The following is a 20,513-nucleotide window of genomic DNA, read 5'->3' as shown; positions in this document are numbered from 1 at the left end:
CGGCGGCGGATGCGCAGTCGGGCGAGACCTCGCGCCGGCACCCCAACCACGCACCCGTACCGCTGTCGCCGAGCCGGTCGCCTCCCCGGTCAGCCGGCGCGGAAGTCGTACCGGTCGAAGGTCTCCTGGTGCCGGGTGAAGCGGTAGGTCGCCCAGTGCATCCGGACCACCGTGCCGTGCTCGTCCCGGGTCAGCCGCAGCAGCTCGCCGACCTCCCGCCCGGCGACCGTCCGGAAGACGTCCGGGGAGTCCGGCAGCGGCGCGAAGACCGCCGGGGGCTTCCCCGCCGGATCGTCCGCGCCCCGGGCGCGCAGCGCGCCGTCGTGCCAGCTGAAGACGTACTCGAAGCCCTCGCCCCACCAGCGGCCCAGCACCCCGCGCAGCGGCCCGGGGGCGGGCTCGCCCGGCCGCCACGGCGCGATGTCCGCCGGGTCGTGCTCGGCGGACGCGGCGAGCAGCCGGTGCGGCAGCTCGAAGAGCTGCGCCGCCGTGCCGGAGGAGCCGAGCACCGCGCAGCCCATCGCACCGGCCGTGCCGTCGCCGCCGCGCCGGCCGTAGACCGCGGCCAGGAAGCCCGGCATCGCGCCGTCGTGCCCGACGTGCACCACCCGGTCCGGGTACGGGATGAGGATCAGGCCGAGCCCGAACCCGGCCGACCAGAGCGTCTCGTCGGTGGTGGTCAGCGGCCAGCGCATCTCGTCCAGTGAGGCCGGGGCGAGCACCGCGCCGGCCGGGTCCAGCGCCACCGGGTCGGCCAGGAAGGCGGCCCAGCGGGCCATGTCGGTGGCGGTGCTCCAGAGCTGGGCGGCCGGACCGATCGCGCCGAAGTCGGTCGGCGGCTCCGGGTGCGCCTCGTCGGAGTACGCGTCGACCAGGAACCCGGTCGCCGCCCGCGGCCCCGGCGTGACCGAGGTGGCCGCCAGCCCCAGCGGGGTCAGCACCCGCTCGGTGAGCACCTCGGCCCAGGAGCCGCCGCGCAGCTCGCCGACCAGCCGGCCGAGCAGCGCCATGCCCAGGTTGGAGTAGTGGTAGCGGCGCCCGGTCGGCAGCACCCGCTCGGCCCGGGCCAGCTCGGCGACCAGCTCGTCCGCCCCGGGAGCGCGTAGCGTGTCCCAGACGTCGCCGTACGGCTCGCGTTGCAGGCCGGCGGTGTGCGACAGCAGCCGGCGTACGGTCAGCTCGCCGTGCGCGGGCAGCGCCAGGTGGCGGCCGATCGGGTCGTCCAGGTCGAGCAGGCCGTCGTCGCGGCACTGCATCACCAGCACCGAGGTGAAGGTCTTGGTCACCGAGCCGATCCGGAACCGGGTGTCCGCGTCGAGGTCGGCGTCGGCGCCGGTGCCGCCGACCTCGCAGGTCCACAGCGGCCGGTCGGCGCGGTGCAGGGCCGCCGCGAGGGCCGGCACCCGGGCCTGCGCCTGCACCTGGCGCACCATCCGGGCCAGCCGGTCGGGCGCAGCGGTCACGCGACGTCCCGGGCCAGCATCGGGCCGAGCGGCGCGCCGCCGAGCAGGTGCGCGTGCACGTGGAAGACCTCCTGGCCGCCGTACTCGCCGGTGTTGAACATCAGCCGGAAGCCGTCACCGAGCAGCCCCTCGTCCTCCGCCACGGCCGCCGCCGTGGCCAGCAGCTCACCGGCGAGCGCCGGGTCGCCCTGGCCGAGCGTGGCCACGTCGGCGTAGTGCTCCTTGGGGATGATCAGCACGTGCACCGGCGCCTTCGGGCCGATGTCGCGGAAGGCGAGGGTGGTGTCGGTCTCCCGGACGATGGTGGCCGGGATCTCCCCGGCGACGATGCGGCAGAACAGGCAGTCGGATCCCATCGGGGCATGGTAAGGCGTGCCGCGCGGCTCGGGCATGATGTCCCGCGTGACTCCACGGGCGGTACTGGTGACGGGGGCCTCGCGCGGCATCGGCCGGGCGGTGGCGCGGGCGTTCGCGGCGGGCGGGGACCGGGTGGCGATCCACCACCGCGACTCGGCCGAGCCGGCCGAGGCGCTCCGCGCCGAACTGCCCGGCGACGGCCACGTGGTGGTCCGCGCGGACCTCACCGACCCGGCGGCGGTACGGGCCATGGTGGACGAGGCCGCCGCCCGGCTCGGCGGGCTCGACGTGCTGGTCAACAACGCCGGCGTGTACGGCGAGCGGGACGCCCCGCACCCGGTCTTCGGCGCCTCGTACGAGCAGTGGCAGCGGCAGTGGCGGTTGGTGCTGGAGACCAACCTGACCGGGGCCGCCAACGTCACCTGGTGCGCCGCCCAGCACATGCGCGACCGCGGTGGCCGGGTGGTGAACGTCTCGTCACGGGGCGCGTTCCGGGGCGAGCCGGAGCAGCCCGCCTACGGCGCCAGCAAGGCCGGGCTGAACGCGCTGGGGCAGTCGCTCGCCGTCGCGCTCGCCCCGTACGGCATCGCGGTCGCCACGGTCGCGCCGGGATTCGTGGAGACCGACATGACCACCGGGCACCTGGCCGGCGAGCGGGGTGACGCGATCCGGGCGCAGAGCCCGTTCGGCCGGGTGGCCCGCCCCGAGGAGATCGCCGCCGCCGTGCACTGGCTGGCCGGCCCGGAGGCGCAGTGGGCCTCCGGCACCATCGTCGACCTCAACGGCGCGTCCTACCTGCGTACCTGACGCGGGCGCGGGTGTGGCCGGACCGTCACCCACCGGACGGCTTCCCCGCCGCCCGACGGGGTAAGGGTCTCCGGTATGGCCGACACCGCGTTGCTGGACCTCTCCGCCGACTACCGGGTGGACGCCGGGCACGACGACGATCCGGTGCTGCTGCGCCCGGACGGCAGCCCGGTGGAGACCTGGCGTGAGGACTATCCGTACGACGAGCGGATGTCCCGCGAGGAGTACGACCACCACAAGCGGCTGCTCCAGATCGAGCTGCTCAAGCTCCAGGACTGGGTGAAGGAGTCCGGCGAGCGGCTGGTGATCCTCTTCGAGGGCCGGGACGCGGCCGGCAAGGGCGGCACCATCAAGCGCTTCATGGAACACCTCAACCCGCGCGGCGCGCAGGTGGTCGCCCTGACCAAGCCCGACGAGCGGGAGGCCACCCAGTGGTACTTCCAGCGCTGGCTGGCGCACCTGCCGGCGGCCGGCGAGATCGTGCTCTTCGACCGGTCCTGGTACAACCGGGCCGGGGTGGAGCGGGTGATGGGCTTCTGCACCCGCAAGGAGTACCTGGAGTTCCTGCGGCAGGCCCCCGAGCTGGAACGGATGCTGGTCCGCTCCGGCATCCGGCTGGTCAAGTTCTGGTTCTCGGTCTCCCGCAACGAGCAGCGCACCCGGTTCGTGGTCCGGCAGGTCGACCCGGTACGCCAGTGGAAGCTCTCGTCGATGGACCTCGCCTCGCTGGACCGGTGGGACGAGTACACCGAGGCCAAGGAGGCGATGTTCTTCTGGACCGACACCGCCGACGCGCCGTGGACGGTGGTGAAGAGCAACGACAAGAAGCGCGCCCGGCTGGCCGCGATGCGGCACGTGCTGCACCGCTTCGACTACGCCGGCAAGGACCGTGAGGTGGTCGGCACGCCCGATCCGCTGATCATCGGATCAGCCGGGCTGGACCTGCGGCCGGAGGAGGAGCCCGTCGCGGTCTTCCCCCGCCCCTGACCGCCCCGGCTACCAGCGGGCGAGGCGGGTGGCCAGCACGCTCAGCGCGGCCACCCCGGCCGTGGAGGTGCGCAGCACCGACGGGCCCAGCCGTACCGGGCGGGCACCGGCGTCGGCGAAGGCGGTCAGCTCGGCCGGGGCGATGCCGCCCTCCGGGCCGACCACCAGCACGATCTCGCCGTTGTCGGGCAGCTCGACGGTGGTCAGCCGGTCCTGGGCCTCCTCGTGCAGCACGAAGGCGGCACCCGCCCCGGCGATCCGCCGGGCCACGGTGGCGGTGGACTCGTCCGGGGCACCGGCCACCACCGGCAGCCAGGGGCGGCGGGCCTGCTTGGCCGCCTCCCGGGCGGTCGCCATCCACTTGTCCCGGGCCCGTACGCCCCGGTCACCGCGCCACTGGGTCACCGAGCGCGACGCCGCCCACGGCACGATCTCGTCGACCCCGACCTCGGTCATCGCCTGCACGGCCAGCTCGCCCCGGTCGCCCTTGGCGATGCCCTGCACCACCACGACCCGGGGCACGGACGCGTCGGCGTACCCCCGGGAGGTGACCGTCACGTCGAGGGTGCCCCGGCCGACGGCGGCGACCACCGCGGTCGCCGTGCCGCCCCGCCCGTCGGCGAGCAGCAGTTCCTCGCCGACGCGCAGCCGCTGCACGGTGGCCGCGTGGTGGCCCTCCGGGCCGTCCAGCGTCATCGTGTCGCCGGTGGGCAGCGCCTCGACCAGGAACAGCGGCGCGGACACGTCAGGCGTGCCCGTTGAAGGCGTCGCGCATCCGGGAGAAGAAGCCGCCCTGCTTGGTCAGCTCGGCGACCTCCTCACCCCGGGTCTTGGCGAAGTCGCGCAGCATCTTCTCCTGGTCGGCGTCGAGCTTCGTCGGGGTGCGCACGTCGAGGTGGACGTAGAGGTCGCCCCGGCCGGTGCCGCGCAGGTGCGGTACGCCCCGGGCGCGCAGCCGCAGCGTGCTGCCCGGCTGGGTGCCGGCCTTGACGTCGACGGTCTCCTCGCTGTCCAGCGTCTTGATGGTCAGCCGGGTGCCGAGCGCGGCGGCGGTCATCGGCACGGTGACCCGGCAGTGCAGGTCGTCGCCCTTGCGGGAGTACACGTCGTGCGGCCGCTCGTGGATCTCCACGTAGAGGTCGCCGGCGGTGCCGCCACCCGGACCCACCTCGCCCTGCTGGGCCAGCCGGATCCGCATGCCGTCCTCGACCCCGGCCGGGATCTTGACGGTCAGCGAGCGGCGGGTGCGGACCCGGCCGTCGCCGGCACAGGTCGGGCAGGGGTGCGGGATGGTGGTGCCGTAGCCCTGGCAGACGGTGCACGGGCGGGCGGAGACCACCTGGCCGAGGAAGGTGCGCTGCACCGACTGCACCTCGCCCCGGCCGCCGCACGCCTCGCAGGTGGCCAGGTGGGTGCCGGCGGCGGTGCCGGCGCCGGAGCAGGTGGTGCAGAGCACCGCCGTGTCCACGGTGATCGGCGCCTCGACCCCGAACGCGGTCTCGTGCAGGTCCAGCTCCAGCCGCAGGATCGCGTCGGCACCCGGCCGGGTGCGGGGCCGCGGCCCCCGGGCACCGCCCGCCGCGCCGCCGAAGAACGCGTCCATGATGTCCTGGAAGCCGACGAACGGACCGGTGCCGCCGGGGCCACCCGGGCCGGCGCCGCCCCCACCCGGGGCGAGCGGGTCGCCGCCGAGGTCGACGATCTGCCGTTTCCGGTCGTCCGAGAGGACCTCGTACGCGGCGTTGATGTCCTTGAACTTCTCCTGTGCCTCCGGGTCCGGATTGACGTCCGGGTGGAACTGCCGCGCCAGCTTGCGGTAGGCGCGCTTGATCTCGTCATCGGAGGCTTCCCGGCTCACGCCGAGAATGCCGTAGTAGTCCCTGGCCACTGCGTTCGGTGTCCTCATGTTCGTCTCGCGTTGCGCCGGTCGTCGGCCGGAGCCGGCCGCCGGCCCCTGCCTTGGGTCAGTTCTGGGCCAGCAGCTCGCCCACGTAGCGTGCCACGGCCCTCACCGTGGCGATGGTGCCGGGGTAGTCCATCCGGGTGGGCCCGAGCACGCCCAGGCCACCCACGATGGTCGCGCCCGGGCCGTACCCGGTGCTGACCACCGAGGCGGCCCGCAGGTTGTCGAACTCGTTCTCGTCGCCGATCAGCACCCGGGTGGTGCTCGGCTCGGTCTCGCCGATGAGCTTGAGCAGCACGACCTCCTCCTCGAGGGCTTCGAGAATGGGGCGCAGCGAGCCCTGGAAGTCGAGCAGGCCGCCCCGGGTCAGGTTGGCGGTGCCGGCCAGCGCGATGCGCTCCTCGTGCCGTTCCACCAGCGTCTCCAGCAGCACCGTGGAGAGCGTGGTCATCGCCCCGCGCAGGTGCGGCGCTGCCTCGTCGACCAGCGCCTGGACCAGCGGCGGCGTCTCCGACAGCCGACTGCCGACCAGCTTCTCGTTGACCAGCCGACGCAGGTCGGTGACGTGGTCGGCGGGGACCGGCGCGGGCAGCTCCACCAGGCGCTGCTCGACCCGGCCGGTGTCGGCGATCATCACCAGCATCAGGCGGGTGGTGGAGATCGGCACCAGCTCCAGGTGGCGCACCGAGGAGCGGGCGAGGCTCGGGTACTGCACCACGGCGACCTGCCGGGTCAGCTGGGCCAGCAGCCGGACGGTGCGGTGCACCACGTCGTCCAGGTCGACGGCGCCGACCAGGAAGCGCTCGATGGCCCGGCGTTCGGCCGGGCTCAGCGGCTTGACCCGGGAGAGCCGGTCGACGAAGAGCCGGTAGCCACGGTCGGTGGGCACCCGGCCGGCACTGGTGTGCGGCTGCCGGATGTAGCCCTCCTCCTCCAGCACGGCCATGTCGTTGCGCACCGTCGCCGGGGAGACCCCGAGCTGGTGCCGTTCGACGAGGGCCTTGCTGCCGACCGGCTCCTGCGTGGCGACGTAGTCCTCGACGATCGCGCGCAGCACGGCGAGCTTGCGGTCGTCGAGACCCATCTCCCCACCTCCTGACGCACGTCGGCCCGGAGCGGCTGAGGCGCCCCGGGCGAGCGCACTGGCACTCGACTGTAGCGAGTGCCAGTCTACGTCGGCGTCCCCGCTGACGCGATGATCAGCGACGGACCACGGGTGCGCCCCGCCACCCGGACAGCGCGCCGGGGCCGATCATTCGGACATCGCAGGCGATGTCTCTCTGGTGGGAGCTTGCCCGCAGCCCCTACCGTGACGTCCATGACTGAACCGCCTCGCCCTCCCGGAGCGGGGGACCCCGGCGACCGCCCGGACCCGACCGCCCCCTCCGGCTCGTCGTACGAGCCGCCCACCGCACCACTGTCCGGGGCACCGGGGGCGGGCGGCTATCCCCCGCCCGGTGGCTATCCGCCGCCCACCGGTGACCAACCGGGCGGCTACCCACCGCCGGGCGGCTACTCCGCGCCGGGCGTCGGCTATCCGACCGGCGGCGCGTACGGCGCTCCCGGCGGCTACGGCGCCCCGGGCGCCGGCTACGCCACCAACGACGACAAGACCTGGTCGCTGATCGCGCACTTCGGCGGCCCGGTCGGCGTGATCGTCGGCGGCAGCCTGCTCGGCTGGGTGGCGCCGCTGATCGCGCTCTCCGCCAAGGGCCAGCAGTCCCCGACCGTGCAGGCGCACGCGAAGGCCGCGCTGAACTTCCAGGCCACCTGGGCGATCGCCAACGTGATCGGCTTCGTGCTGGCAATCGTCACCTGCGGGGTGCTCTTCTTCATCCCGATGCTGACCGCCCTGGTGCCGATCATCTTCGGCATCATCGGCGGCGTGAAGGCCACCGAGGGTGTCGTCTACCGCTACCCGATGAGCTACGCCTTCAAGAAGTGACCGGTCCCGGCCGGCCCACCCGGGCCGGCCGGGCCGCGCACGGTCAGGGCAGCAGGTCGCGGACCACGGCGTCGGCCAGCAGCCGCCCGCGCAGGGTGAGCACCGCCCGCCCCGCCGCGTGCGCGGCCGGGTCCAGCAGACCGTCGGCCAGCGCCCGCTCCGCCGCCACCCGGCCCGCCAGGTCGAGCGCGTCCAGCGGCAGGCCGGAGGCGAGCCGCAGCCGGAGCATGACGTCCTCCATGTGCGCCTCGCCCGCGGTCAGCACCTCCCGGGCCAGGCCGGGCGACTCCCCGCCGGCCAGCCGCTTCGCGTACGCGGTGGGGTGCTTGACGTTCCACCAGCGCACCCCGCCGACGTGGCTGTGCGCCCCCGGGCCGAGGCCCCACCAGTCCGCGCCGGTCCAGTAGAGCAGGTTGTGCCGGCACCGGGCCGCCTCGGAGCGGGCCCAGTTGGAGACCTCGTACCAGGAGAAACCGGCCGCGCCGAGGGCGGCCTCGGCGGCCAGGTAGCGGTCCGCCGCCACGTCGTCCGACGGGTACGGCAGCTCGCCGCGCCGCATCCGGGCGGCCAGCCGGGTGCCGTCCTCCACGATCAGGGCGTACGCGCTGACGTGGTCGACCCCGGCGGCGACCACCTGGTCGAGGGAGGCGGCGAAGTCCTCCGCGCTCTCCCCCGGCGTGCCGTAGATCAGGTCCAGGTTCACGTGGTCGAACCCGGCGTCGCGCGCCTCCAGGGCGGCGGCGGTGGCCCGGCCGGCGCTGTGCTTCCGGTCGAGGATCGCCAGCACGCCCGGCGCGGCGGACTGCATGCCCAGCGAGATCCGGGTGTAGCCGGCCGCCCGCAGCGTCCTCAGCGACTCCGGCGTGACCGACTCGGGGTTGGCCTCGGTGGTCACCTCGGCGTCGGCGGCCAGGCCCCAGGTGCGGTCGATGCCGTCCAGGATGCGGGCCAGGTCGTCGGCGGGGAGCAGGGTCGGCGTGCCGCCGCCGACGAAGACCGTGTCCACCCGCGGCGGCGGGGTGTCGCCGAGGACGCGGGCGGCCAGCGCCAACTCGGCCAGCACGGTGTCGGCGTACGACTCCCGGTCGGCGCCGCCGCCGAGTTCGGCCGCGGTGTAGGTGTTGAAGTCGCAGTAGCCGCAGCGACTGGCGCAGAACGGCACGTGGACGTACACGCCGAAGCCGCGCGCGCCGACCGCGCTCAGGGCGGTGGCGGGCAGCGACCCGTCGACGGGGACGGTCTCGCCTTCTGGAAGGACGCCGGGCATGGCCACTAGTGTGCCCGGCATGACCTCTCCCGACCGCCTGGTGCGGGTCGCCACGGCCCGCGGGGTGACCACCCTCACCCTGGACAGCCCGCACAACCGCAACGCGCTCTCCACGCCCCTGATGACCGAGCTGCTGGCAGGGATCGCCGCGGCGGTCGCCGACGACGCCGTCCGGGTGATCGTGCTGGACCACACCGGTCCGGTCTTCTGCTCGGGCGCGGACCTGAAGGAGACAGCCGCCGCGTACGCCAGCGGCACGGTGCCGGCCGGGATGCTCGGCGACGTGCTGGCGGCGGTCTGGGAGTGCCCGAAGCCGGTGCTGGCGAAGGTGGCCGGGCCGGCGCGAGCCGGTGGGCTGGGCCTGATCGCGGCGGCCGACCTGGCGGTCTGCGCCGAGGAGGCGACGTTCGCCTTCACCGAGGTGCGGATCGGGGTGATCCCGGCGGTCATCTCGGCCACCGTGCTGCCCCGGCTGCACCCGCGCGCCGCGGCCGAGCTGTACCTGACCGGGGACACCTTCGACGGCCGGCGGGCCGCCGAGGTCGGCCTGGTGACCGCGGCCGTGCCCGCGGACGGGCTGGACGCGGCGGTCGAGCGGTACTGCGCCTCGCTGGTGCGGGGCGCGCCCGGAGCGCTGGCCGGGGCGAAGGGGCTGCTGCGCCGCCCGGCCGCCACCGACCTGCGCACGGAGATCGCCGAGCTGGCCGCCCTCTCCACCGGCTACTTCCTCTCCGAGGAGGGCCGCGAGGGGGTGCTGGCCTTCCGCGAGAAGAGGAACGCCGCCTGGGTGCCGGTGGATTAGGCGCGTTTCCTTCGTTTGCTCCCGAGAAGGTGAACCGGTCGGCCGACCCGGCTCGCCTTTTCGGGCACGTACGCTGGGAACGACCCTGAAACAGGAGGTGCGGGTGCGAACTCGGGCAATTGTGGCAGTCGGTGTCGTGTTCGCGGTCGTCGCCCTACTCGGGATCTGGGTCGTCGTCCGTCAGCTCGGCGGCCAGCTCCGGCTCCCCGTCGCCAGCCGTACCTGCACCGTCCAGGCCGACGGCACGGTGCTGCTGGACGCCGACCAGATGGCGAACGCGGCCACGATCGCGGCGATCGGCATCCAGCGGCAGATGCCCGAGCGAGCGGTGGTGGTCGCCCTGGCGACCGCGTACCAGGAGTCGGGGCTGCGCAACCTCGCGGGCGGCGACCGGGACTCGATCGGGCTGTTCCAGCAGCGGCCGAGTCAGGGCTGGGGCACCCCACAGCAGATCCGCGACCAGCGGTACGCCGCGAACCGGTTCTACGCCGCGCTGAAGAAGGTGCGCGGCTGGGAGGAGATGCGGGTCACCGACGCGGCCCAGGCGGTGCAGCGGTCGGCCTTCCCGACGGCGTACCAGAAATGGGCGGACGAGTCGGAGGTGCTCACGCGGGCCCTGCTCGGCGAGGCGACCGGCGCGGTGGCCTGCACGGTGAGCCGGACGCCGGTGATGCGGGGCGAGGCCGCCGCGGCGGCCCTGACCCGCGGCCTGACCCTGGACTGGGGGCTGTCGGACACCGGCGCGGTGGCCGCGCTGACCGGGCTCACCGTGCCCGCGGCCGATCGCCGCGACGGCTGGCGGTACGCCCACTGGCTGGTGTCGCACGCGCCCGACCACGGGGTGAAGCGGGTCCGCTTCGCCGGCCTGGAGTGGACCGCCGAGGACGGCACCTGGACCAAGGTCTCCGGCGGCCGTCCCGCCGACGCCCAGGTGCTGGCGGAGGTCTTCGCCGAGGCCTGACCCCAGCAGGGTCAGGGGCGGCTGCCCGCGACCCGGCGGCGCACCTTCTCCAGGATCGGCTCCGGCAGCCCCTCGGCGGCGAGCAGCCGGGGCAGCAGCTCCGGTTCGAGGTTCATCGCCCGGAACACCTCGCCGATGGTGACCCCGTGCGCGGGCCGGTCCACCACCTCGACCGGGTCGCCCGCGCCGACCTCACCCTCGCGCAGCACCCGCAGGTACGCCCCGGGCGCCGCCCGCACCGTGAACCGCTTGATCAGATCGGGTACGCCCCAGAAGCCGGCGAAGGTGGTGCAGGGGGTACGCGGCTTGGTCACCTGGAGCACCGCCGAGCCGATCGCCCACTGCTCGCCGATCACCGCCCCGGTCACGTCCACCGCCCAGGTGGTGAGGTTCTCGCCGAACCCGCCCGGCGGGACGGTGCGCCCCAGCTGGGCCGACCACCACTCGGCGTCCTCCGTCGCGTACGCGTAGACCGCCTGGTCGGGGCCGCCGTGGTGGGCGCGCTCGCCGATGAAGTCACCGGCCACCCCGGCGGCGGAGAGCAGCACCGGGCCGTCGACCGGCCGCTTGTCGATGCCGGTGCGGCCGCTCGCGTCGCCCGCCCACTCCGCCTCGGTCACCATGCCGAGGTTCACCGCCGCCACCCTGCCCGTCATGGCGCAGAGCCTAGCCGTGGGCGCGGGATCCCGGACACCCGCCGAACCGCCCCTCGGCGCGCTGGCGCCCGGGTCAGCCCTTGACGGCGCCGGCGACCAGGCCGGAGACCATCCGGCGCTGCACCAGCAGGAAGAACACGATCACCGGCAGGGTGAAGAGCGTCGAGGCGGCCATCACCGACCCCCACGCGGTGTCGTCCCGGCCGAAGAAGAAGGTCATCGCCACCGGCAGGGTGTACTTGTCCTGGTCGTTGACGAAGGTCAGCGCGAAGATCAGCTCGTTCCAGGCGGTGATGAAGGAGAAGATGCTGGTCGCGACCAGGCCCGGCGCCACCAGCGGGAAGAGGATCCGGCGGAAGGTCTGGGCCCGGCTGGCCCCGTCGATCGCGGCGGCCTCCTCCAGCTCCTTGGGCACCGCCGCCACGAAGCCGCGCAGCATCCAGACCGCGAACGGCAGCGAGAAGCCGAGGTAGGTCAGGATCAGGCTGGGCAGGGTGTTGTAGAGGCCGAGCCGCTGGATCATCAGGAAGAGCGGGATGACCAGCGCCTCCAGCGGGATCATCTGCACCACCAGCAGCATGATCAGGAAGCTGGTCCGCAGCGTGAACCGGAACCGGGCCACCGCGGTCGCCGCGAGCAGCGCGACCAGCCCGCTGAGCAGCACCGTGCTCACCGCCACCAGGGCGCTGTTGAGGAAGAAGTCGGCGAAGGTCACGCCCGGGATCAGGTTGCCGGTGAGGATCTCCCGGTAGTGCTCCAGGGTCGGTTCGGCCGGCACCGGCCGGGGCGTCGCCGAGAAGATCTCCCGGTTGGGCTTCAGCGAGGTGGCGACCATCCAGTAGACGGGGAAGGCGGCGAAGAGCGCCACCAGCAGGCCGGCGCCGTTGAGCGCGACCCGCTTCACCATCGCGCCGCGCCTCACGCGTCCTCCTCCTGCTTGAGCACCATGCGGACGTAGAGACCGGTCACCACCAGCAGGATCAGCGTGAGGATGACCGCGATCGCGGAGCCCACGCCGTACTTGGGCGGCGGCGAGAAGGCCTCGGCGTACGAGTAGATGGAGAGCATGAACGTCGGCCGGTCCTGGGTGCCGCCGGCCAGCACGAACTGCTGGGTGAAGACCTTGAAGTCCCAGATGGTGCTGAGCACGATCAGGATCCCGAAGACCTGCCGGAGCAGCGGGAAGGTGATCTTCCAGAACACCTTCCACGGCCCGGCCCCGTCGACCCGGGCCGCCTCGTGCAGCTCGCTCGGCACGCTCTTGAGCCCGGCGAGCACGCTCACCGCGATGAACGGGAACGAGTGCCAGACCACCACCAGGGTGAGGATGGCGAAGAAGAGCAGCGGCGAGTTGAACCAGCCGTACCCGGTCCAGTCGCTGCGGCCGAAGAGCGTGGTCGACAGCCCGTCGGGCAGCTTGTTGAACAGCCAGGTGACCAGGCCGCTGGTGTCGTCGAAGATCCACTTCCAGACGATCGTGCCGGTCAGCGCCGGGGTGGCCCAGGCGAGCATCACGCAGCTCGCCACGAAGGTGGCCATCCGCCGGCCGAGCCGGTTGAGCAGCAGCCCGACCAGGGTGCCCAGGATCATCGTCAGCACCACGTTCGCGGCGGCGAAGAGCACCGTGTTGCGCAGCACCGTACGGAAGAACGGATCGCCGAGGATCTGGGTGTAGTTGGCCAGCCCCACCCACGGCCACTCGCGGTCGCCGCGCAACTGCCGGACGCTGTCCAGCTTGTAGAACGACATCGCCACCACCTGGCCGAGCGGCCAGAGCAGCAGCACCGCGATGACCACGACGCAGGGCAGCAGGAGCAGGTACGGCAGGCGGTCCACGCGGGGCCGCCGCCGTGCGGAGGTCTTCCGCACGGCGGCAGTCCCGGTGTCCTTGGTCAGGGTGCTCACTTGGCGTTGAGAATGCTTTCCATTTCGGCGGCGGCGTCGGCGGTGGCCTGCTCGACCGTCTTCTGGCCCTTCATGACCGAGCTGTTCATCGCCTGGGTCACCGTCTTGGTGCGGCTGACCTCCACCCACTTCGGGGTCAGCGGGGTGACCTTGGTGTTCTGCATGGTGGTGGCGAACGCCGCCATGATCTTGTCGTTGGCGTACTCACCGCCGCTGACCAGGTCGGAGTAGACCGGGAAGAAGTTCAGGCTGCTGGCGAAGGTCTTGGCGTTCTTCTTGTTCAGCAGGACGGTCAGGTAGTCCCACGCCAGGTCCTGCTTCTTGCTGTCCTTCCACAGGGCGACGTCCGAGCCGCCGGCGAAGGCCGGGGCCGGCTTACCGTCCGGGCCGGGGATGGGGAAGGTGCCCCAGACCTTCTCGATGTCGGGGTTGTCCTTCTTGATGGCACCGCCCTGCCAGCTGCCGGCGAAGGCCATCGCCGCCTTGCCGGTGGCGAACTGGGTGCGGGCGTCGACCTCGTTCCAGCCGGCGGCGGCCGGCGGGGCAACCTTGTGCACGGTCACCATGTCGGTCCAGAACTTGACCGCCTTCTGCGCCTCCGGCGTGGTGTAGCCGGACTTCCAGGTGCCGCCCTGGTTGGTGGCGATCTCGCCGCCGGCGCCCCAGAGGAAGGAGTAGAAGGGCAGCTCGGAGTTGCCCGGCAGCGCGATGCCGTAGGTGCCCGGCTTCTTGGCCTGCACGGTCTTGGCGGCGGCGACCAGCTCGTCCCAGTTCGTCGGCGTCTTCACGCCGGCCTCGGCGAACCAGTCGGTGCGGTAGTAGATGCCGCGGACGCCGGCGTACCACGGGACGCCGTACTGCTTGCCGTCGAGCTGGGCGTTCTTCACCAGGTCGGGCAGGATGTCCTTGCCCTCCGCCCAGCCGGACATCTTCTGCGTGACGTCGGCGAGCGCCTCCTGGGCCGCCCAGCCCTGGGTCTCGGTGTTGCCCAGCTCGGTGACGTCCGGGCCCTCACCGCCGGCGAGCGCCGCCTGGAACTTCTTCGGCGCCTCGAGCCAGGGGATGTACTGGACCACCACGTCGGTGTCCGGGTGCTTCTGCCGGAACTCGGTCTCGACGCCGTCGAGGAACTTCGTCTGGGCGTCGCTCCCCTCGCCCATCATCCAGACCGTGAGCTTGCTGTTGTCGGCGGCCTCGTCGTCGCCCGAGCCCCCGCAACCGGCGAGCACCATCGCGGCCGAGGCCACGACGGCGGTGACCGGAGCCAGCCGCTTCCACCTGTTCACGCCACTTCTCCCTCGCGCCGTCCGGCAGTAACCTTCTCTGCCGCACCCTAGTAGGAAAAATTCCTTTACGACAGAGGCGGGACGGGCGAGGCGACGTTACCGCAGTCGGAGGAGCACACCGCAGACCCTTTCCGGGTACGCGGACGGGCGCCCGACCGTCAAGGCCGGGCGCCCGTCGAAGAGCGGTGTCGGAATTACCGATGGGTGACGCTGCGGCGGCGACCCACGCCGGCCACCAGTGCCACGGCGATGGCGGCGAGCACGACCTGGATCAGCAGCTCCATCCAGTCGATGCCGGCGGTCTCCGTCGCGATACCCATCGCGCGGGCCAGCACGGTGCCCAGCAGGGCGGCGCCGATACCGATCAGCATGTGCAGCCAGATCGGCATGTTCTGCCGGCCCGGCACGACCAGACGGCCCAGCGCGCCGACGATGAGACCGACCACGATGGCGGTGATGATGCCCCAGACGGTGAGTTCCACGACCGTCCTCCTTCTGTAGGTATGGCACACGTTGTGTGGTTCTTAGCGTGATCGATAGGTGCCCGATCCCGCGATTTCCCAAACCGACTCCGGGAACGATCTGGTAGAGAACGACCCTGAGCTGCACTTTCGTCGCAGTCGTGCGCCCCGGCCCGCGCGGTCCGGCGCGGACGCGCGCGGGCGCCCGCACCCCGAGGGGTACGGGCGCCCGCCGAATGTGCGTGCGGTGCCGGGGTTACCGGTGGGTGACGCTGCGGCGACGACCGACGCCGGCCACCAGTGCCACGGCGATCGCGGCGAGCACGACCTGGATCAGCAGCTCCATCCAGTCGATGCCGGCGGTCTCCGTCGCGATACCCATCGCGCGGGCCAGCACGGTGCCCAGCAGGGCGGCGCCGATACCGATCAGCATGTGCAGCCAGATCGGCATGTTCTGACGGCCCGGCACGACCAGGCGGCCCAGAGCGCCGACGATGAGACCAACAACGATCGCGGTGATGATGCCCCAAACGGTGAGCTCCACGGTCGCCCTCCTTCTGAAGATTGAGTCACACCTTGTGTGTGGTTCCTGTCGTGACCGCTAAATTCCCGACCGTCCGAAAATCCAAACCGACTCAGCGCAACGGCTGTCGCCGCCCGTCGATGCGCACCCGCCGCGTCGATTGCCGGCAGGGGCGGCAATCCCCCAGCTCAAGGCGGCTGCGGCGCGCACCGCTCGGGCCGCTCGGGGCGGAAGAAATTTCCCGGGTACGACGTGGGAGCGCGCACGCGAAAACGGCCGGCACCCGCCCGTGGGCGGCTGCCGGCCGTTCGTCGTCGCGCCGGAGGTTACTTCTTGCCGGGTGCCTTGGCGTCCCCGGAGTCGGACGAGAGGGCGGCGATGAAGGCCTCCTGCGGGACCTCCACCCGGCCGACCATCTTCATCCGCTTCTTGCCTTCCTTCTGCTTCTCCAGCAGCTTGCGCTTACGGCTGATGTCACCGCCGTAGCACTTGGCGAGCACGTCCTTGCGGATCGCCCGGATGGTCTCCCGGGCGATGACCCGGCTGCCGATGGCGGCCTGGATCGGCACCTCGAACTGCTGGCGCGGGATCAGGTTGCGCAGCTTCGCCGCGATGGTGACCCCGTAGTTGTACGCCTTGTCCTTGTGCACGATGGCGCTGAACGCGTCCACCGGCTCGCCGTGCAGCAGGATGTCGACCTTGACCAGGTCGGACGCCTGCTCGCCCGAGGGCTCGTAGTCCAGTGAGGCGTAGCCCTTGGTGCGGCTCTTCAACTGGTCGAAGAAGTCGAAGATGATCTCCGCGAGGGGCAGCGTGTAGCGCAGCTCCACCCGGTCGGCGGAGAGGTAGTCCATGCCGAGCAGGCTGCCCCGGCGGCCCTGGCAGAGCTCCATCACCGCGCCGACGTAGTCGTTCGGGGTGAGCACGGTGGCGCGCACGACCGGCTCGTACACCTCGGCGATCTTGCCGGTGGGGTACTCGCTCGGGTTGGTCACCACGATCTCCTGGCCGTCCTCCGTGATGGCCCGGTAGACCACGTTCGGCGCGGTGGAGATCAGGTCGAGGTTGTACTCCCGCTCCAGCCGCTCCCGGATGATCTCCAGGTGCAGCAGGCCCAGGAAGCCGCAGCGGAAGCCGAAGCCGAGCGCGCCGGAGGTCTCCGGCTCGTAGTCGAGCGCGGCGTCGTTGAGCTTGAGCTTGTCCAGCGCCTCGCGCAGGTTGGGGTAGTCGGAGCCGTCGATCGGGTAGAGCCCGGAGTAGACCATCGGCTTCGGGTCCTTGTAGCCGCCCAGGGCCTGGGTCGCCGGCCGGGTGTTGATGGTGACCGTGTCACCGACCCGGGACTGGCGGACGTCCTTCACGCCGGTGATGAGGTAACCGACCTCGCCGACGCCGAGCCCGTCGGCCTTCACCATCTCCGGGGAGATGACGCCGATCTCCAGCAGCTCGTGCACCGCGGCGGTGGACATCATCTTGATCCGGTCGCGGGCGCTGATCCGCCCGTCGATCACCCGGACGTAGGTGACCACACCCCGGTAGACGTCGTACACCGAGTCGAAGATCATTGCCCGGGCGGGGGCGTCGGCGTCGCCGACCGGCGGCTTGAACTGCCGGACGATCTCGTCGAGCAGGTACGGCACCCCCTCGCCGGTCTTGCCGGAGACCCTGATGCAGTCCGCCGGGTCGCCGCCGATCAGGTGCGCCAGCTCCTCGGCGTACTTCTCCGGCTGGGCGGCCGGCAGGTCGATCTTGTTGAGCACCGGGATGACGTGCAGGTCGTTCTCGAGCGCCAGGTAGAGGTTCGCCAGCGTCTGCGCCTCGATGCCCTGCGCGGCGTCGACCAGCAGGATCGCGCCCTCGCAGGCGGCCAGCGAACGGGACACCTCGTAGGTGAAGTCGACGTGGCCCGGGGTGTCGATCATGTTGAGCACGGCCTGCTCGCCGGCCCGGTCACCCTCCCGGATGGTCCACGGCATCCGGACGGCCTGGCTCTTGATGGTGATGCCGCGCTCGCGCTCGATGTCCATCCGGTCGAGGTACTGCGCGCGCATCTGCCGGGGGTCGACCACACCGGTGAGCTGCAACATCCGGTCGGCCAGGGTCGACTTCCCGTGGTCGATGTGGGCGATGATGCAGAAGTTCCTGATGCGCCCCGGGTCGGTGGCACCAGGAGCGTTCGCGCCGGGATCGAGCGTCGGTGGCACAGCTGTCCGTTCTGGTCGGCTGACGTGAGCGGGCCGGCGCGCCGCCGGCCCCCTCTATGCTCCCACGTCGCTCCGGACGCGGTCCGATCACACCTGGGTGCCGAGGCTCACCGGCCCGGTGCTCCGCCCGGGGGTTCCCACCGCGGGGCGGGTCACTCCTGCGGCGGCTCGACGAAGAGCGCCGCGAGCCGGGGCAGCCGACGCCGGGCCTCCTCCTCGTCGTCGAAGTCCCAGAAGTCGTTGAGGTCGGGCACGGCGACCGGGTCCCGCTCCGCCGGCAGCTCGGTCGCGGTCGACTTCCGGTACGCCTCCCACGGCACCGTCAGCATGTCCTCGCACTCGAACTCCTCGCCGCTGAGCGCGGCGGCCCGCACCCGGGGCAGCTCCGCCAGGGAGTCGGGGTCGCCGACCGCCCGGGCGAACACCGCCCGGCCCTGGGTCATCAGCCAGCCCCGGAAGTACTCGAAGCCGTCGTCGGAGGCACCGCCGTTGATCAGGTAGGCGGCGCCCCACAGGTCGACCCGGTGGGACGCGGAGAGCACCCGCTGCTGGTGGCGGGCGTACCCGACGATGTCCTCCGGGTCCCGCTCGGCCAGCAGGGCGACCGCGCGGGCGGCGACCGCGTCGGGCTCTCCCCCGGTGCCGGCCCGCGCCTCGTCGATCAACTGCCAGAAGTCGTCGGTCCTCATGGCCTGGCAGTCTCCCAGACCGCGCGGCGCGGATGCGGTCGGCGCGATACGACAGCGCCGGGCCGGGCCGCGTCTCGCCGGTGGGCGCGCGCACCGCCCGCGGGGCAGCATGGTGGCGTGCCCGCGCCTCCGGTGCCGTATGACGCCACCGCCGTCCGGCCGGACTGGTCCGGGCTGCCGGCCGGGCTGCGGCAGGGCTGGAGCTGAGTCGTTTTGGCTCGTCCTGGCCGACCTGGTAACCTGGCTCTTCGCGCAGCGATGACGCCTGCTCGTCGCGTGCGGAAGCAGACCAAACCGAGCTATCAAGACGAGGCTGTCGCGTGGCGAACATCAAGTCCCAGATCAAGCGCAACCGGCAGAACGAGAAGCGCCGGCTGCGTAACAAGTCGGTCAAGTCGTCGCTGAAGACCGCCATCCGGAAGTTCCAGGAGGCTGCGGAGGCCGGTGACGCCGAGAAGGCCACCGTTCTCATGCGTGACGCGGCCCGCAAGCTGGACAAGGCCGCCAGCAAGGGCGTCATCCACGCCAACCAGGCGGCGAACCGGAAGTCGGCGATCGCCAAGCGCGTCGACGCGCTCTCGGCCTGACCGAACGACCCAGACCTGACCTGACCTGAAGCCCCGGGCCTCGCCCGGGGCTTCAGGCTGTCTGCGTTCCTGAGCTCTGTCGGCCCGTAGTCGCCCCCCGTTGCGGCGTGTTGGGGCGTCGCGGCGGCCCGACACCCCGACATGGTGCCAACGGGGGTCGCTCACGGTCCCGGACGACCCCGGGACGGGGTCAGGACCGGACGACCCGGGACGGGGTCAGGATCGGGCGGCGGAGTCGCCGTCCGGGCCGGTGGACCAGCGCGCCCCCGGCCGCCACTCCGGCGTGCCCTGCTGTCGCTCCCACTGCGGCGCGCGCGCCGACGACTCGGCGGCGACCACCACGCCCGGCAGGGTCCGGGGTACCCGCGCCCGCCCGACGACCGGTTCCATCTGCCGCCGGAACCGGTCCCGCTCCTGCTCCGGCACGAGCGCCGCCGAGCGGACCACCCGCTCGGCCACCATGTCGTTGAGCTTGACCATCAGCGCCACGGCGGCGGGCAGCACCACCACCGCCCACCAGCTCACCAGCTCGGCCAGGGCGAGCAGCACGGCGAGCGCCACCGCGCCTTCGCAGAAGAGGAAGCAGAGCACCCCACCCGGGTTGACGACGCGCAGTCCGAGCGCCCGCGCGTAGAGCGGTCGGTACCGCTCCTCCTCGCTGGGCACGGTGCTCCATGCCGTCCGGGTGGGGCCGGTCACCGGGCGCCACCCCGCCGGGCGGCCGCGACGGAGAAGACCGCCTTCTCCAGCGCGTACGCCCGGTCGTCCGCGCCACCCTTGACCGCCGCGTTGCACTCGGCGGCGGCCCGCATCGCCTCGACCAGGCCCTCCGGGGTCCAGCCCCGGGCCCGCTGCTGCGCGTTCTTGATCTTCCAGGCGGGCATGCCCAGGGTGCTGGCGAGCTGGTACGGGTCGCCTCGGCCGGCGGCGGCCACCCGGGCCACGGTGCGGACCCCGTCGGCGAGGGCGTCGGCGATCGGCACCGGATCGACGCCGACGTGCAGGGCCCACCGCAGCGCCTCCAGCGCCGCCGGGACGTCCCCGATCATGGTCGCGTCGGCGACCGTGAAGCCGGTCACCTCGACCCGGCCACGGTAGTACCGGGCCACGGTGTCCGCGCCGATCCGCCCGTCGGTGTCGGCGATCAGCTGGGAGCAGGCGGCGGCCAGGTCCCGCAGGTCGCCACCGACGGCGGCGATCAACGCCTCGGCGGCGTCCTCGGTGCACTTCCCGCCGCCCCGGCGGATCTCGTCCCGGACGAACGCCACCCGCTCCCGGTGCCCCTTGAGCTTCATCGCCGGCACCACCGTGGCGCCGGCCGCCTTCAGCCCGTCGGCGAACGCCTTGCCCTTGGCCGCGCCCGGGTGCAGCACCACCAGCTGCACGTCCGGGTCGGGGTTCTTCGCGTACGCCAGCAGCGCCGTCGCGAGATCCTTCCGGGCGTCCTGGCCGGACCGGAGCACCAGCACCCGCCGCCCGCCGAAGAGTGACGGGCTGAGCATCTCGGCGATCTCGCCGACCGTGAGGGACCCGGCCTGGTACTCCCGGACGTCCACGTCGGGGTCGACGCTACGGGCCTTGGCCACCGCCTCCGACACCGCGCGCGTGGCGAGCAGTTCCTCGTCGCCGAGGACGAGCAGAATGGGTGGGAGGCTGGCGGCGGTCACGTGGCCCATCTTGGCACGGCCCACAGGGGGATCGTGCCTGCTC

General features: G+C 72.6%; 22 protein-coding genes. 6 read left to right on the top strand and 16 right to left on the bottom strand.

Annotated elements, in window-relative coordinates:
* Positions 1-89: 89 nt before the first annotated feature.
* Both V6U88_RS20020 and V6U88_RS20015 read right to left on the bottom strand, forming a co-directional pair.
* Complete coding sequence (locus V6U88_RS20020) at positions 90-1,463, bottom strand: serine hydrolase domain-containing protein (RefSeq protein WP_334455098.1); 1,374 nt, start codon at positions 1,461-1,463, stop codon at positions 90-92.
* Entirely contained in the window at positions 1,460-1,819 is a 360-nt protein-coding gene (locus V6U88_RS20015; RefSeq protein ID WP_334455097.1) for a histidine triad nucleotide-binding protein, read from the bottom strand. The genes V6U88_RS20020 and V6U88_RS20015 overlap by 4 nt, the downstream gene beginning before the upstream one ends.
* Positions 1,820-1,865: 46 nt before the next feature.
* Between V6U88_RS20015 and V6U88_RS20010 the strand changes: the two genes are divergently transcribed.
* Positions 1,866-2,627, top strand: a complete 762-nt coding sequence (locus tag V6U88_RS20010) for an SDR family NAD(P)-dependent oxidoreductase (RefSeq protein ID WP_334455096.1) — start codon at positions 1,866-1,868, stop codon at positions 2,625-2,627.
* Between the two features lie 75 nt (positions 2,628-2,702).
* Positions 2,703-3,614, top strand: coding sequence for a polyphosphate kinase 2 (ppk2, locus tag V6U88_RS20005; RefSeq protein WP_334455095.1), 912 nt, complete (start codon positions 2,703-2,705; stop codon positions 3,612-3,614).
* A 9-nt stretch (positions 3,615-3,623) separates the two neighbouring features.
* On the opposite strand, the gene V6U88_RS20000 is transcribed toward ppk2, so the two are convergent.
* The 3 genes from V6U88_RS20000 to hrcA form a co-directional block, all read right to left on the bottom strand.
* Positions 3,624-4,358: a 16S rRNA (uracil(1498)-N(3))-methyltransferase gene (locus V6U88_RS20000; protein WP_334455094.1), complete on the bottom strand. Its 735-nt coding sequence runs from the start codon at positions 4,356-4,358 to the stop codon at positions 3,624-3,626.
* A 1-nt stretch (position 4,359) separates the two neighbouring features.
* A complete protein-coding gene (dnaJ, locus tag V6U88_RS19995; RefSeq protein WP_334455215.1) occupies positions 4,360-5,502 on the bottom strand; it encodes a molecular chaperone DnaJ in 1,143 nt (380 codons plus the stop codon).
* A 76-nt stretch (positions 5,503-5,578) separates the two neighbouring features.
* Positions 5,579-6,601, bottom strand: a complete 1,023-nt coding sequence (hrcA, locus tag V6U88_RS19990) for a heat-inducible transcriptional repressor HrcA (RefSeq protein WP_334455091.1) — start codon at positions 6,599-6,601, stop codon at positions 5,579-5,581.
* Between the two features lie 234 nt (positions 6,602-6,835).
* On the opposite strand from hrcA, the gene V6U88_RS19985 reads away from it, so the two are divergent.
* Positions 6,836-7,462, top strand: a complete 627-nt coding sequence (locus tag V6U88_RS19985; RefSeq protein WP_334455090.1) for a DUF4870 domain-containing protein — start codon at positions 6,836-6,838, stop codon at positions 7,460-7,462.
* 43 nt (positions 7,463-7,505) lie between these two features.
* Here V6U88_RS19985 and hemW read toward each other — a convergent pair whose 3' ends face one another.
* Positions 7,506-8,729: a radical SAM family heme chaperone HemW gene (hemW, locus tag V6U88_RS19980; RefSeq protein WP_334455214.1), complete on the bottom strand. Its 1,224-nt coding sequence runs from the start codon at positions 8,727-8,729 to the stop codon at positions 7,506-7,508.
* Between the two features lie 19 nt (positions 8,730-8,748).
* On the opposite strand from hemW, the gene V6U88_RS19975 reads away from it, so the two are divergent.
* Both V6U88_RS19975 and V6U88_RS19970 read left to right on the top strand, forming a co-directional pair.
* Positions 8,749-9,531 (top strand): enoyl-CoA hydratase-related protein, encoded by a 783-nt coding sequence (locus V6U88_RS19975; RefSeq protein ID WP_334455089.1) that lies wholly within the window; start codon positions 8,749-8,751, stop codon positions 9,529-9,531.
* Between the two features lie 97 nt (positions 9,532-9,628).
* Positions 9,629-10,492 carry a hypothetical protein gene (locus V6U88_RS19970; RefSeq protein WP_334455088.1) on the top strand — a complete coding sequence of 288 codons (864 nt, stop codon included), beginning with the start codon at positions 9,629-9,631 and terminating at the stop codon, positions 10,490-10,492.
* A gap of 11 nt (positions 10,493-10,503) precedes the next feature.
* On the opposite strand, the gene V6U88_RS19965 is transcribed toward V6U88_RS19970, so the two are convergent.
* From V6U88_RS19965 to V6U88_RS19930, 8 genes are all read right to left on the bottom strand, one after another.
* Entirely contained in the window at positions 10,504-11,148 is a 645-nt protein-coding gene (locus V6U88_RS19965; RefSeq protein WP_442934660.1) for an MOSC domain-containing protein, read from the bottom strand.
* Between the two features lie 73 nt (positions 11,149-11,221).
* The gene (locus tag V6U88_RS19960; RefSeq protein ID WP_334455212.1) at positions 11,222-12,055 is read right to left on the bottom strand and encodes a carbohydrate ABC transporter permease; all 834 of its coding nucleotides are present in this window, start codon (positions 12,053-12,055) and stop codon (positions 11,222-11,224) included.
* Positions 12,056-12,066: 11 nt separating this feature from the next.
* Positions 12,067-13,053 carry a carbohydrate ABC transporter permease gene (locus tag V6U88_RS19955; RefSeq protein ID WP_334455087.1) on the bottom strand — a complete coding sequence of 329 codons (987 nt, stop codon included), beginning with the start codon at positions 13,051-13,053 and terminating at the stop codon, positions 12,067-12,069.
* A complete protein-coding gene (locus V6U88_RS19950; RefSeq protein WP_334455086.1) occupies positions 13,050-14,339 on the bottom strand; it encodes a sugar ABC transporter substrate-binding protein in 1,290 nt (429 codons plus the stop codon). The genes V6U88_RS19955 and V6U88_RS19950 overlap by 4 nt, the downstream gene beginning before the upstream one ends.
* A gap of 194 nt (positions 14,340-14,533) precedes the next feature.
* Positions 14,534-14,821 (bottom strand): GlsB/YeaQ/YmgE family stress response membrane protein, encoded by a 288-nt coding sequence (locus V6U88_RS19945; RefSeq protein WP_334455084.1) that lies wholly within the window; start codon positions 14,819-14,821, stop codon positions 14,534-14,536.
* A gap of 235 nt (positions 14,822-15,056) precedes the next feature.
* Entirely contained in the window at positions 15,057-15,344 is a 288-nt protein-coding gene (locus V6U88_RS19940; RefSeq protein ID WP_334455084.1) for a GlsB/YeaQ/YmgE family stress response membrane protein, read from the bottom strand.
* A 305-nt stretch (positions 15,345-15,649) separates the two neighbouring features.
* The gene (gene lepA, locus V6U88_RS19935; RefSeq protein ID WP_334455083.1) at positions 15,650-17,527 is read right to left on the bottom strand and encodes a translation elongation factor 4; all 1,878 of its coding nucleotides are present in this window, start codon (positions 17,525-17,527) and stop codon (positions 15,650-15,652) included.
* A 152-nt stretch (positions 17,528-17,679) separates the two neighbouring features.
* A complete protein-coding gene (locus tag V6U88_RS19930; RefSeq protein WP_334455082.1) occupies positions 17,680-18,216 on the bottom strand; it encodes a DUF4240 domain-containing protein in 537 nt (178 codons plus the stop codon).
* A 320-nt stretch (positions 18,217-18,536) separates the two neighbouring features.
* On the opposite strand from V6U88_RS19930, the gene rpsT reads away from it, so the two are divergent.
* Positions 18,537-18,803 carry a 30S ribosomal protein S20 gene (gene rpsT / locus V6U88_RS19925; RefSeq protein WP_334455081.1) on the top strand — a complete coding sequence of 89 codons (267 nt, stop codon included), beginning with the start codon at positions 18,537-18,539 and terminating at the stop codon, positions 18,801-18,803.
* Positions 18,804-19,019: 216 nt separating this feature from the next.
* On the opposite strand, the gene V6U88_RS19920 is transcribed toward rpsT, so the two are convergent.
* Together V6U88_RS19920 and holA are read right to left on the bottom strand one after the other, a co-directional pair.
* Positions 19,020-19,502 carry a hypothetical protein gene (locus V6U88_RS19920; RefSeq protein ID WP_334455080.1) on the bottom strand — a complete coding sequence of 161 codons (483 nt, stop codon included), beginning with the start codon at positions 19,500-19,502 and terminating at the stop codon, positions 19,020-19,022.
* On the bottom strand, positions 19,499-20,479 hold the full coding sequence (holA, locus tag V6U88_RS19915) for a DNA polymerase III subunit delta (protein WP_334455211.1): 981 nt from the start codon (positions 20,477-20,479) through the stop codon (positions 19,499-19,501). The genes V6U88_RS19920 and holA overlap by 4 nt, the downstream gene beginning before the upstream one ends.
* Between the last annotated feature and the right edge of the window lie 34 nt (positions 20,480-20,513).

The organism is Micromonospora sp. CPCC 205739 (assembly GCF_036906795.1).
Lineage (GTDB): Bacteria > Actinomycetota > Actinomycetes > Mycobacteriales > Micromonosporaceae > Micromonospora.
This window is presented reverse-complemented; position numbering and strand designations above follow the sequence as displayed.